The organism is Cryobacterium sp. M23 (assembly GCF_002929655.1).
In the GTDB taxonomy this organism is placed as follows: Bacteria; Actinomycetota; Actinomycetes; order Actinomycetales; family Microbacteriaceae; genus Cryobacterium; species Cryobacterium sandaracinum.
In genome coordinates this window covers 33,045-45,874 of record NZ_PJJV01000067.1, presented here as the reverse complement: position 1 = coordinate 45,874, position 12,830 = coordinate 33,045, and the positions used below count along the sequence as shown (strand labels likewise).

At 67.4% G+C, this 12,830-nt stretch carries 11 protein-coding genes; 4 read left to right on the top strand and 7 right to left on the bottom strand.

Annotated elements, in window-relative coordinates:
• Nucleotides 1–96: 96 nt before the first annotated feature.
• Entirely contained in the window at nt 97–1,413 is a 1,317-nt protein-coding gene (locus CXY82_RS07705) for an ABC transporter substrate-binding protein (protein ID WP_104100774.1), read from the bottom strand.
• 313 nt (nt 1,414–1,726) lie between these two features.
• Here CXY82_RS07705 and CXY82_RS07700 point away from each other — a divergent pair, with 313 nt between their 5' ends.
• Nucleotides 1,727–2,761 carry a LacI family DNA-binding transcriptional regulator gene (locus CXY82_RS07700; protein ID WP_104170398.1) on the top strand — a complete coding sequence of 345 codons (1,035 nt, stop codon included), beginning with the start codon at nt 1,727–1,729 and terminating at the stop codon, nt 2,759–2,761.
• A gap of 131 nt (nt 2,762–2,892) precedes the next feature.
• On the opposite strand, the gene rplL is transcribed toward CXY82_RS07700, so the two are convergent.
• The 4 genes from rplL to CXY82_RS07680 form a co-directional block, all read right to left on the bottom strand.
• Complete coding sequence (gene rplL, locus CXY82_RS07695) at nt 2,893–3,276, bottom strand: 50S ribosomal protein L7/L12 (protein WP_104100772.1); 384 nt, start codon at nt 3,274–3,276, stop codon at nt 2,893–2,895.
• A 52-nt stretch (nt 3,277–3,328) separates the two neighbouring features.
• A complete protein-coding gene (gene rplJ, locus CXY82_RS07690; protein WP_104100771.1) occupies nt 3,329–3,844 on the bottom strand; it encodes a 50S ribosomal protein L10 in 516 nt (171 codons plus the stop codon).
• A gap of 436 nt (nt 3,845–4,280) precedes the next feature.
• Nucleotides 4,281–5,789 (bottom strand): cell wall metabolism sensor histidine kinase WalK, encoded by a 1,509-nt coding sequence (locus CXY82_RS07685; RefSeq protein WP_233199249.1) that lies wholly within the window; start codon nt 5,787–5,789, stop codon nt 4,281–4,283.
• A complete protein-coding gene (locus CXY82_RS07680; RefSeq protein ID WP_104170397.1) occupies nt 5,786–6,535 on the bottom strand; it encodes a response regulator transcription factor in 750 nt (249 codons plus the stop codon). Before CXY82_RS07680 ends, CXY82_RS07685 begins: the two co-directional genes overlap by 4 nt.
• 196 nt (nt 6,536–6,731) lie before the next feature.
• Here CXY82_RS07680 and CXY82_RS07675 point away from each other — a divergent pair, with 196 nt between their 5' ends.
• The 3 genes from CXY82_RS07675 to CXY82_RS07665 all read left to right on the top strand — a co-directional run bounded on the left by CXY82_RS07675 (nt 6,732) and on the right by CXY82_RS07665 (nt 10,313).
• Nucleotides 6,732–7,388, top strand: coding sequence for a YqaJ viral recombinase family protein (locus CXY82_RS07675; RefSeq protein WP_370443687.1), 657 nt, complete (start codon nt 6,732–6,734; stop codon nt 7,386–7,388).
• A gap of 418 nt (nt 7,389–7,806) precedes the next feature.
• Entirely contained in the window at nt 7,807–8,889 is a 1,083-nt protein-coding gene (locus CXY82_RS07670; RefSeq protein ID WP_233199248.1) for an NADP-dependent oxidoreductase, read from the top strand.
• A complete protein-coding gene (locus tag CXY82_RS07665; protein ID WP_104170394.1) occupies nt 8,886–10,313 on the top strand; it encodes a deoxyribodipyrimidine photo-lyase in 1,428 nt (475 codons plus the stop codon). The genes CXY82_RS07670 and CXY82_RS07665 overlap by 4 nt, the downstream gene beginning before the upstream one ends.
• On the opposite strand, the gene CXY82_RS07660 is transcribed toward CXY82_RS07665, so the two are convergent.
• Nucleotides 10,310–10,891, bottom strand: coding sequence for an N-acetyltransferase (locus CXY82_RS07660; RefSeq protein ID WP_104170393.1), 582 nt, complete (start codon nt 10,889–10,891; stop codon nt 10,310–10,312). The two genes, CXY82_RS07665 and CXY82_RS07660, sit on opposite strands and share 4 nt — an antisense overlap.
• 109 nt (nt 10,892–11,000) lie before the next feature.
• Nucleotides 11,001–12,683 (bottom strand): malate synthase A, encoded by a 1,683-nt coding sequence (aceB, locus tag CXY82_RS07655; RefSeq protein ID WP_104170392.1) that lies wholly within the window; start codon nt 12,681–12,683, stop codon nt 11,001–11,003.
• Between the last annotated feature and the right edge of the window lie 147 nt (nt 12,684–12,830).

Genomic DNA, 12,830 nt, shown 5'->3' with positions numbered 1-12,830 from the left:
GCCACGGTACACCAGCAGGGGAGTGCGGGTCGCCCCTTTTCAGGAGGACGACCCGCACGGTTGTGGTGCTGTTAGATGAGCTGGTTCCGAATTGAACTAGCTGGAGGGCCAGCCGGCTTCGATGCTGGTGAGAACCTCGTCGGTCGGGGCTCCGTTGATCCAGTTGACCATTCCCTTCCAGAAGGTGCCGGCGCCCACGGAGCCGGGCATCAGGTCGGAGGCGTCAAAGCGGAAGGTGGTCTCCGGGTCCTGAAGGATCTTGATGGCTTCCTGCAGGATGGGGCTCTTCGCGTTGGCCGGGTCAAGACCCGAGTTGGCGCTGATGACTCCACCGAGGCTCACCCGGCTATTCGCCCAGTCGTCGCTGGAGAGGTACGTCTGAACGGCCTGGGTGTCGGCGTCATCCGCGAATGCGGCGACGATCTCGCCACCACCGGTCACGGCTTGGCTGCCGGCCTCTTCGGCCGGGGTGATGAAGGCCCAGACGTCACCGTCGGGACCGACCTCTCCGCCGGCATCCGTGATGAAGCCGTCGAAGAAGGATGCCTGGTGGTGCAGCGCGCAGGTTCCTGCGGCGAGCGGCGTGGCCACGTCACCGAACGGGGTGCTGTTGATCGAGCGGACATCACCGAACGTGGCGTTGACGTTGGCAGGGTTCAGCAGGATCTCTCCGACGGAGTCGAAGGCGGCCTTGATTGCGGGGTCCGTGAACGGGATCTCGTTGGCAACCCACTTGTCGTAGGTCTCCGCTCCGGCCTGACGCAGGACGAGGTCTTCGACCCAGTCCGTGCCCGGCCAGCCGGTGGCGTCGCCCGAGCCGAATCCGGCGCACCACGGGGCGCTGCCGGTCTTCTCCTGGATAGTCTTCGTCACGGCGAGGAGTTCGTCCCAGGTCTCGGGAACTTCGACACCCCACTCGGTGAACTTAGCCGGGGAGTACCAGATGAAGCCCTTGACGCTGGCCATCAGTGGCGCGCCGTAGAACGTGTCCCCGACGGTGCCGTAGGCCTTCCAGTCCTTGGACCAGAACTCGTCGACGTTGTCTTCGACGGCCTTCGGGGCAGGCTTGAGGAAGTCGCGGCTGGCAAGGTCGGCCATCAGTCCGGGCTGCGGGAAGATCGCGATGTCGGGAGCACTGCCACCCTGGGCGCGGATGGCGATCTGAGCCTCGAACTCCTTCGACGCCTCGTACTGGATGTCGATGTTGTTCTCTTCTTCCCAGGCAGCCCAGGACTTCTCGAGGAGCTTGGCCTCGGTGTCACCGATGGTGCCGTAGACGGAGACGACGCCGTCGCCTTCAGCTCCGGAGTCGGTGTTCGTGCTGCCGGGGCCACCGGAACAGCCGGCCAAGGTCAGACCGGCGATCGCCGCAATGGCGATGGGTGCTGTGATTCGGCGGTGGAATGACCGCATTTTTCCTCCTCGTTGAGTTTGATGAAGATGCGCCGGGGATATCCCCGGACAAACACCCAGGTGCTGCAGGAACAGCTTGTGTGCCGAAAACGATCAGATAAGGAACCGGTTCCACACCACAAGTTACGGTACGCGGGGCCGAATCGCAAGACCAGATTTGTCACGGAATGGCAAAGATCGCACTCCCGCCACGACACCTTCGAAAGTTCGTTCCGCGGGACGTGTCGCATTCCGGCGGATATAGTGGAACCGGTTCCAGCGGGCCTGCCAGAGCTGTACAGTGTTGGAAACGGGTCCAAGGGCGGAGGCTGGAATGAGCGCAATTGCGGATGTCGCACGCCTCGCCGGCGTCGCGAAGGCCACAGCCTCCCGTGCCCTGAGCGGTCGTGGCTATGTGTCGGAGCAGACCCGGATCAAGGTCATCGCCGCAGCCAGGGAGATCGGTTACGTCGCTTCACCCAACGCGGCCAGCCTCGTCACCGGCCGAACCAAGAGCATCGGCGTGATCATCCCGTTCATCAGCCGCTGGTTTTTCTCCGAGGTTCTGGAAAGCATGGAACAGGCGCTGCTGGACGCGGGATATGACATGACCCTCTACAACCTGCCGGCACCCTCACCCGAACGGGAGCGGGTCTTCGAGTACTTCCTCGCGCGCAAACGCTTCGACGGAGTGATCTCAGTCGGTGTGGCGCTCAGCGATGAGGAGGTCACCCTGCTGCACCGTCTGGGCCGCCCGCTGGTCGGAATCGGCGGACCCATCCGCGGCGTGGACACGATCGCCATCGACGACGTTGCCGCGGCCCGGCTCGCCACCGAGCACCTGCTCAGCCTGGGGCACACGGACATCGTGCACATCGGCGGCAGCAAAGAAGACGAGATGGACTTCCAGGTGCACAGCAACCGGCTCACCGGTTTCTACGCCGCCATGAGCGCCGCCGGCCTGCCCACCGAACGCTCGGGCCTGTTCTACGCCTGCGAGTTCACGATGCCGGGCGGCTACGAGGTGGGCCTCGCCGTGTTCGGCGACCCGCGCACCCGCCCCACCGCGGTCTTCGCCGCGAGCGACGAGATCGCGATCGGTTTGATCGTCGCCGCCAGGGAACTGGGCATCCAGGTGCCGGCCGACCTGTCCGTGATCGGCATCGACGGACATCCGTATGCCGATATGTTCCGTCTGACCACTCTCGAGCAGCACCCGCGCACACAGGGCCGGCTCGCGGTGCAGGCCCTCCTGACGGAATTGGAGAACCCCACTCAGCACGGCGACGAGGATCACCTGACCCGGCTGCCCACGAACCTGGTCATCCGCTCGAGCACCAGCGGCCCACGGCTCACCCACGGGGGCTGACACCGTGCGTCGGGCCTGACGGAACGGGCATAACGACAGAAGGCGCCGCATCCGATGGATGCGACGCCTTCTCTGTGTGGACGGCTTGCGCCGTCACGCCTCGAAGTAGAGAACCCCTCGCGGGGCCCCGACTACTTGAGGACGGCGGTGGCGCCGGCAGCTTCGAGAGCAGCCTTGCCCTTTTCAGCGGCTTCCTTGGAAACGCCTTCGAGGACGGCCTTCGGCGCGCCATCGACGACGGCCTTGGCCTCGCCGAGGCCCAGGCTGGTGAGCTCGCGCACAACCTTGATGACCTGGATCTTCTTGTCGCCGACAGCCTCGAGGATGACGTCGAAAGCGGACTGCTCTTCGACCTCTTCAACGGGGGCGGCGGGACCGGCAGCGCCGGCAGCGGCGACCGGTGCAGCGGCGGTGACCTCGAAGGTCTCCTCGAACGCCTTGACGAACTCGGAGAGTTCGATGAGGGTGAGGCCCTTGAACTGTTCGAGCAATTCCTCGGTGGAAAGCTTTGCCATGATTTTTCTCCCTATAGTTTCTTAGTTACTCACCGCGATGCCAGGCAGATGCCTAGTTCGCGGACTCCTGCTTCTCACGCAGCGCGTCGATGGTGCGAACAGCCTTCGACAGCGGTGCGTTGAACAGATATGCGGCTCCGAACAGCGAGGCCTTGAATGCGCCGGCCAGCTTGGCCAGCAGCACTTCGCGGGACTCGAGGTCGGCGAGCTTGCCTACCTCTGCGGCGGTGAGCGGGTTACCGTCGAAGTAACCACCCTTCACTACCAGGAGAGGGTTTGCCTTGGTGAAGGCACGCAGGGTCTTCGCAACGGCGACAGGGTCTCCGTGAACGAATGCGATTGCGGACGGACCGACAAGCTCGTCGTCAAACGACGTGATGCCGGCGTTGTTCGCCGCAATCTTGGTCAGCGTGTTCTTCACCACGGCGTACGTGGCGTCCGCACTGATGGAAACGCGCAGCGACTTGAGCTGCGCAACAGTGAGACCGCGGTACTCGGTGAGCAGAACGGCGGTCGAGCTCTGGAATTTCTCCGTAAGCTCGGCGACCGTTGCTTCCTTGTTCGCCATGGCGCTCCTCTTGGTTTCATGTGCCGGTAGCCCGGGGAGCAGACATGAAAAAAGCTCCGGCGCAGGCGCCGGAGCTGGGAACGCATTCCGGAAGAATGCAATCTGACTTCGAATCCTGCGCGGGCCGTTCACGTGAATGAACCTTCGATTGCCAGTGCATTTCTACACGGCAATAACCGGCGGTCTTTGGCTTTCGCCCACGATACGGGACGGAGGAGGCCGGTGCAAATCGGCATCCATTCACTGCATTCCCGAACCCGCCTCCCGCTGCCCGCTGCCCGCCTCCGACTCCGACTCCTGAACCCGACCCTGAACCAATTCGACGGAGATTTTGCCCGAAATGGCCGGTTTCGGGTTCAAAACCTTGTTCTGGAGCAAAATCTCCGTCGAATTCGCATGGCGGACCGGGCAGACCACGCACCGGCGCGGGACGGGGTCAGGTGAGCGCGACGGGGAGGGAGACGCGGAAGCACGTGAAACCGGGGCGGCTCTCGACCTCGATCTCGCCCTGGTGCGCGGCCACGACCGCGTGGGCGATGGCCAGGCCGAGGCCCGTGCTGCCCGTTCCCCGGTAGCGCGTGCTGTCGCCGCGGGTGAAACGCTCGAACAGTGTGGCCCGGAGGTTCTCGGGAATGCCGGGGCCGTCATCCGTCACTGTCACGATGACGCGGTCGTTCTGGCGAGCGAGGGCCACGTCGACCGTGGTCTCGGGGGGCGTGTGGATACGCGCGTTGGCGAGCAGGTTGGCGAACACCTGGTGCAGCCGCGCGGCATCACCGACGATTTCCACCGGCTCGTCGGGCAGCTCCAGGCCCAGCATCCGTCCCGGGCCGGCGGCGTGGGCGTCGCTGACGACGTCCACGATCAGGCTGGTCAGGTTGACCGGGCCGCTGACCAGCTCCCGGCCTTCGTCGAGACGGGCGAGGAGCAGCAGGTCTTCGACCAGGCCGGTCATCCGTACCGATTCCGACTCGATCCGCCCCAGGGAATGCAGCGCGTCCGGCGGCAGTTCCTGGTCGGAGCGGCGGGTGAGTTCGGCGTAGCCGCGGATCGACGCCAGCGGCGTGCGCAGCTCGTGGCTGGCGTCGGCGACGAACTGGCGCACCTTGCGCTCACTGGCCTGACGTGTTTCGAGCGCCACGTCCACGTGGTCGAGCATGCGGTTCAGCGCCGATCCCACCCGGCCGACCTCGGTGCGGGGGTCGGTGTCGGCGGCCGGTACCCGGTCGACGAGCGAGACCTCCCCACGGTCCAGGGGGAGCTCGGACACCCGCGCCGCCGTCTCGGTCACGCGCACCAACGGGCGCAGGGCGAGCCGCACGATCCAGGTGGCCAGAATCGCGACGATGAGGATGCCGACCAGGGAGACCACCGCAATGATGATGCCCAGCTGGGTGACCGTGTTCTGCACCCCGGAGAGCGGCAGGCCCACCAGGTAAAGGGTGCCGTTGCGGGTCGTGTCGGCCCTGACCCGGTAGCTGCCGGCGTCTTCGCCGAGATGCACCGTCACCGCGGTCGATTCCCGCATCTGTTCGGCCAGCAACTGCACCTGCTCACCGGTCAGCTTGGCGATCTCGCCGCTCTCCTCCTCCGTGAAGCCGGCCGTGACGGTCGAGCCGTCGTAGACCAGGGCCAGCGTTCCAGGCTGCTGGGCCGGACCGGACAGGATCATCTGCGCCGTCGGTGTGAAGAATGCCCCGTTGCCGCCCTCGTCGTCCGCATCCCGGCGCACGTCGATCACGGCGCCTGACCGGTCCGACGCGCTTTGCAGCTGCTGGTCGAGGCCGTCGATCAGGGAGGCACGGAGAATGGCGACGCTGACCATCCCGATACCGATGCTGACCAGGGCGAGGAGGCCGACGACGGCGAGAACCAGCCGCCGGCGCAGGGTCCACGGCGCGCGTCGCCGGCGAGCGCCCGGCTCGCGGGGAGAATTCGGGGTCACGAAGCGGTCTTCAACATATAGCCGGCGCCGCGCACCGTGTGGATCATCGGCACGCGGCCGGCGTCGACCTTCTTGCGCAGATAGGAGATGTAGATCTCGACGACGGAGGACTTGCCGCCGAAGTCATAGCTCCACACCCGGTCGAGGATCTGGGCCTTGCTGAGCACCCGCCGGGGGTTGCGCATCAGGAAGCGCAACAGTTCGAATTCGGTGGCGGTCAGCTCGATCGCGTCTCCCCCGCGGAACACCTCGTAGCTGTCCTCGTCAAGGGTGAGGTCGCCGACCGAAATGCGGGGATCCAGGGAGTCGGCCACGGTGAGGGTGGACCGACGGATGAGCCCGCGGAGCCGGGCGACGACCTCTTCAAGGCTGAACGGTTTGGTGACGTAGTCGTCGCCGCCAGCCGTCAGCCCCTTGAGCCGGTCGTCGAGGGAGTCCTTGGCCGTGAGGAAGAGCACGGGCGTCTCGTGGCCGTCCGACCGCACGCGTTGCAACACCTGCAGGCCGTCGATGTCGGGCAGCATGATGTCGAGCACGATCGCATCCGGCCGGAATTCGCGGGCGATCGTGAGCGCCTGACGCCCCCCGCCGGCCGTGCGCACCTCCCAGCCCTCATAGCGCAGCGCCATCTGGAGCAGATCGGTCAGCGTGGGTTCGTCGTCGACCACGAGCACCCGGATGGCGCTGCCGTCCGCCCTGGTCAGGCGCGGTGCGCGGACCGCTCGCTCATTCTCGCTAGTGCTCATGATTACCAGTATCCGAGTGTTGGCTATGAATCGGCTATGCGCAGTCTTGGTCTCTGCTGTGACGCGAAACCGTCATCCGTCCGCCGTCGCCCCGCAGCCATAGCGCGACGGCTGATGCCGCCCGGCGTGGGCAGGCCCGGCGAACAGGCACAATGGAACAGTGACGAACCAGCTGCTCTCCCTGTTCGATGAGGAGGTGCATCCGTCGCCCGTCGACGCCCGGCCGGTGGCGCCCCTGGTCGCCGCGGCGCACCTCCGGCGCATCGTTGCCGATTCCACCGACCGGGTGACCTGGCTGCGGGCCCGCGCCCAGGGGATCACGGCCACGGATGTCGCCAAGCTCGCCACCCCGAAATCGCTGCACACCGCCGTCTACGAAAAGCTCAACGGCAGCAGCTTCAACGGCAACAGCTTCACGGACCACGGGCGCGCCCGGGAGCCCGAGATCGCGGCCTGGGTGCTCGGCCGCTACGGCATCGAGCCCAGCACGGCCCTGTTCCACGCGGCCCACCACCGGCGGCACCTGGCCACCCCCGACGGCGTCGGCACCGGTTCAGGCCAGGGTGCCGGCGGCCTTGAACTGGCCGAGATCAAGACGACGAGCAAGGCCTGGCGCAGCATCCCGCGCTCGTACCTGCGTCAGGTGTGGTGGCAGCAGTACGTGCTCGGCGCCGAACGCACCCTGCTCGTCTGGGAACAGCACCAGGACTTCGTCCCCGTGAATGCCGAGCCCGAGTGCCGGTGGATCGACCGTGACGAAGACCAGATCGCGATCCTGGTGGGGTACGCCAACAACCTGATCGCCTTGCTCAACCAGCAGACCACCTCGGGTCCACCGCCCGCGCAGGCCTGACCGGTCGTCCACGGGTCGTCCACCGGTGTCGCAGCGCGCGGATGCCCGCGGGAAAGCCGCTTGCCGGGTGTCGCAGGCGGCTTTCCCCTCGGCGTCACGCCACTACTGATCGAGCAAGTTCGCGCCGCTTCGGGTGCGGTACGACTTTTTCAGATGAGCCGGGCGGAGTGCTGAGTACTGGCTCGGTGGGGGGATGAACCGAACCCAAGAGAGACCGGATGCGGGAAACCAGGGACTCTTCCACACACCGGGGTCGGTCCCCCTTTATGTGGACAGACTATGCGCCTGGCCCCCCTTCCAGCCAGACCTCGCCGCCACCAGATTCGGCCTCTTGCACCCCCAATTCGAGGCACACCGGGATGTGCCGGTTTGTCCCGGTTGTGCCCCGGCGACGCGCAACCCACGAGAGAATGGGCAGATGGGAAACGCCACGAATCACTCACCGACCATGCGCGCCCTCGTGATCGACCGCCCCGGCCCGGCCGACGAGCTGCACCTGGCCGAGGTGGACGCCCCGATCGCGATTTTCGATGAACTCCTGGTGCGGGTCGTCGCCGCCGGAGTCAACCCGATCGATGCCAAAACCAGGGCCGGCAGCGGCGTCACGAAGGCCATCCCCGCCTACCCGGCCGTGCTCGGACTCGATTTCAGCGGCGTCGTGGTCAGCGCGCCCTACGAGGCGTTCCCGCTGCAGCCCGGCGACGCGGTCTTCGGCATCGCCCGCGTGCCCCGCACCCCCGGCAGCTACGCCGAGCTGGTGACCGTCTCCAGCCTGAACGTCACCCGCAAGCCCGTGCGACTCAGCCACGTCGAGGCGGCCGCCGTACCGGTGGCGGCACTCACCGCGTGGGGCATGGTCGTGGACCTGGCCGCGGCGGCTCCCGGGCAACGGATGCTCATCCACGCCGGCAGCGGCGGGGTCGGCCATTTCGCCGTTCAGTTTGCCAAGGCCTTCGGCGCCCACGTGACCGCGACCGGGTCGACCCGCAACCTTGATTTCCTACGAGAGCTCGGCGCCGACGCCGTCATCGACCACACCCAGACCCGGTTCGACGAGGTGCTCTCCGGGCTGGACGCGGTGATCGACCTGGTCGGCAATGTTCACGACAACACCGGCACTCGGTCGCTCGGCGTGCTGCGCCCCGGCGGAATCCTGGTGAACGCGCCGACCGGAAGCTGGCCGACCATGGCGGAGGAGGCCGCGGCCGCGGGCATCCGTGCCACCGGATTCAAGGTGGCGCCCTCCGGGCACACCCTCGACGTCATCACCGAACTCATCGACGACGGCGCCGTTCGGGTGCACGTGGACCGGGTGTTCCCCCTCGCAGACGGCGCGGCGGCGCACCGCCTGATCGAGGAGGGACACACACGCGGCAAGATCGTGCTGCGGGTGACGGATGACCCGACCGGCTCCTCTGCGGACTCCGCCTCTGCCTCTGCCTTTGCCTCTGCCTCTGCCTCGACCGCTGCCGACTCCGACTCTGCCGGGCCTCGCTCGTGAGCGGCGACGGCCCGTCCCTCGTCTGGTTCCGCGACGACCTGCGCCTCGCGGACAACCCGGCCCTGCAGGCCGCCCTCGAACGCGGCAAGCCGATCGTGGCCGTGTACGTGCTGGACGAGGAGTCCCCTGCGGTCCGGCCACTCGGTGGCGCGGCCCGGTGGTGGCTTCACGGGAGCGTGACAGCGCTGGCCGACTCGCTGGAACGCCTGGGCGGCCGGTTGACGCTGCGCCGGGGGCCGGCCGAGGACATGATCATGGCGCTCGCGGCATCCGTCGGTGCCGACGCCGTATTCTGGAACCGTCGCTACGGCGCCGCCGAGCGCGAGGTGGACACCCGGATCAAGTCGGGCCTCACCGCGGCCGGAACGGAGGCCCGCAGCTTTGCCGGAGCGCTCCTGTTCGAGCCGTGGACGATCCAGACCGGCCAGGGGGGCACCTACTCGGTGTTCACCCCCTTCTGGCGGGCGTGCACGGCCGGCCCGCCGCCGCGCGCACCCTACCCCGCACCCGAGTCGATCCCCGGCTTCCCCGGAGAGATCCCCTCCGACGCGCTCGACGACTGGGGCCTCCTGCCGACCCGGCCCGACTGGGCGGCCGGGCTGCGGGGCGCCTGGCAGCCCGGCGAGGACTCCGCCCACCGCCTGCTCGAGACCTTCTTGAGCGAGTCCCTCACCCGGTACGGCGACGAGCGCGACGAGCCGGCCCAGGCGGTCACCTCGCGTCTGTCGCCGCACCTGCGCTGGGGCGAGATCAGTCCATTCCAGATCTGGCATGCAACCGAGCGGGCCCGGATCGGCCTCACCGGGCCCGCCCAGGCCAGTGCGACCCGATTCCTCACCGAGATCGGCTGGCGGGAGTTCAGCTACCACGTGCTGTTCACCAACCCCACCCTCGCCACCGTCAACCTGCGGCCCGAATTCGACGCTTTCCCCTGGCCGAAACTTGACCAGCGCGTGCTCGAAGCCTGGCAGCGCGGCCGCACCGGGATCTCGCTCGTCGACGCCGGCATGCGCGAACTCTGGCGCACCGGCAGCATGCACAACCGAGTGCGCATGGTGACGGCATCGTTCCTGATCAAGAACCTGCTGATCGACTGGCGGCTCGGAGAGCAGTGGTTCTGGGATACCCTCGTCGACGCCGACGCCGCGAGCAACCCGTTCGGCTGGCAGTGGGTGGCCGGGTCCGGCGCCGACGCCGCCCCCTTCTTCCGGGTCTTCAACCCGGAGCTGCAGGCGAAGAAGTTCGATCCAAACGCGGAGTACATCCGTCAGAACGTGCCGGAATACGGCACGGATGCCTACCCGGCCCCGATCGTCGACCTCGGCGAGACGAGACGGGCGGCCCTCGCCGCCTACGAACAGATCAAGGGGATGAAGGAGCAGTCGATCGCGGCCCGCGCGGCCGGGGCGGAGGGCACCGGTTAGAGCGCCCGCTCCAGCACGAAGTCGTCCTCGTACCGTTCGCCCACCAGGAAGCGCTTCTCGCCGACCGTGACGAACCCGTTCTTCTCGTAGAAGCGAATGGCCCGCGCGTTCTCCTGGTTCACGCCCAGCCAGCTGCCGGCCGCGCCCCGCGCCCGGGCGGCGTCCAGGGTCGCGTTCATCAAGGCCGCCGCCACCCCGCGGCCGTGCGTCTCGACGCGCAGGTAGCACTTGCTCAGTTCCGCCGTGGGTCGGATCGTGGCCGCCGCCCGCGCATCGTCATCTGCCGGCTCGGCGAATACGAGCATCGTGTAGCCGAGCATGACCCCGGCCTCCCCGGCCACTTCGGCCACCTCGGCCACTTCGGCATCCACGTCCTCCTCGGCCACTTCGGCCACGAGAATCAGCCGGTCCGGGTCGGCCAGGTAGGCGTCGAAGTTGCCCTCCGCGAGCACGTCACGCAGGAACGCGGCGATGGCCTCGGCCGAGGTGTGTGGCGGGCAGGCGAGCGCGAAGGTGGCGACGGCCAGCTCGGCCAGCGCCGCGGCATCCGTCGCCGTCGCCGTGCGAATCTCGATCACTGATCCAGCTTATCGACGCCCCCACCAGCCCACCACTGCACGCGAGAGCGCGCACGATGCCCCATCAGTAGTGCTGAACGGGCTGAGTGCGCGCTTTCGCGGCCAGGGGCTACAGGTAACGGGCGTACGCTCCCACGGTCAGGAACGTCGGGAACTCGGGCTCGAGCGCGCATGCCCGGAACACCTCGAGCGCGTCGTCGAACCGGTCTCCGGGCGTGCGCTCGAGTGCCTCGTACACGTCGACGAGCTGTTCCTCGACCCAGGTTCCGTCGATCCGGATGCCCTCGGCGGTGATCGAGCCCAGGTGGATCCACTGCCAGATCTGTGAGCGGGAGATTTCCGCGGTCGCGGCGTCCTCCATCAGGTTGTCGATGGCCGCCGCGCCGACGCCGCGCAGCCAGGACTCGATGTAGCGCAACCCGATCGTGAGGTTGTCGTGAACGCCGGCCTCGGTGATCTGCCCGCCGACGGACTCCACGTCGAGCAGCTGGGCGGCCGTGACGCTCACCTCGGCGCGGGTGCGGTGCAGCTGGTTCGGCTGGTCGCCGAGCACGCGGTCGAACTCGGCCTGGGCCGTCGGGATGAGGTCCGGGTGCGCCACCCAGGTGCCGTCGAAGCCGTCGGTGGCCTCGCGCTTCTTATCGGCGGCCACCGCCTCGAGGGCACGCCGGGTCACCTCCGGGTCGCGCCGGTTCGGGATGAACGCGCTCATTCCGCCGACGGCATACGCACCGCGCCGGTGGCAGGTCGACACCAGCAGCTCGGTGTAGGCGCGCATGAAGGGCACGGTCATCGTGATCTGCTTGCGGTCGGGGAAGACGAACCGGCTCCCGCGGGTGCGGAACGTCTTGATGATGCTGAAGATGTAGTCCCAACGTCCGGCGTTCAGGCCTGCGCAATGGTCACGCAGCTCGTAGAGGATCTCCTCCATCTCGAAGGCGGCCTGGATCGTCTCGATCAGCACGGTGGCACGGATGGTGCCGTACTCGATGCCGAGGCGGTCCTCCGAGTGACTGAAGATATCGTCCCAGAGACGGGCCTCGACGTGGCTCTCGAGCTTCGGCACGTAGAAGTACGGTCCGCTGCCGCCCTCGATCAGGTGCTGCGCGTTGTGGAAGAAGTACAGCCCGAAGTCGACGAGGCTGCCGGACGCGTTCGTCCGGCGGTTCGCGCGGTCGACGAACGTCAGGTTCTTCTCCACCAGCTGCCAGCCGCGCGGGCGCATCACGATGGTGGGCGTGGCGCCGGTGGCGTCGCCGGTGACGGCGTATTGCTTGCCCTCCGGGCTGGTGAAGCTCAGCTGACCGCGCACCTGGTCGAACAGGGTCAGCTGGCCCTCGACGACGTTCGCCCAGGTGGGGCTGGTGGCGTCTTCCTGGTCGGCCAGCCAGACCTTCGCGCCCGAGTTCAGCGCGTTGATGGCCATCTTGCGGTCGGTCGGCCCGGTGATCTCCACCCGGCGGTCCACCAGCCCGGGACCCGCGCCGGCAGCCGTCCAGGTAAGGTCACGACGGATGTGCGCGGTCTCGGTGAGGAATCCCGGGTCGCGCCCGTTGGAGGCATCCACGCGCTTGCGCAGTCGAGTCGCCAGCAAGTCCTGCCGCGTACCGGCGAACCGGTCGTGCAGCTCGGCCAGGAATACCAGCGCCTCCGGCGTGAGGATCTCCTCGTAGCGCGGACCGAGATCGCCGGTGATCTCGAGGTGCGGTTCGATGGTGGCAAAACTGTCGGTATTCGTGGTCAGACTGGCGGCCTGGACCTGGTCGGATGTCGCCAGGGGCGGGGTGTTCATGGGCTGAGCTCCTTCGGAAGTTGAGCGGGGAGTGCTGCGTGACTGGCGCCGCCTGGGGAGAGCGCCATTGCTTGCCTGATTCCCACTGTGGACCAGGGGACCCGGTCACGCCGTCGCCGGCATAACAGAAGAACAGCATTTTTTCTG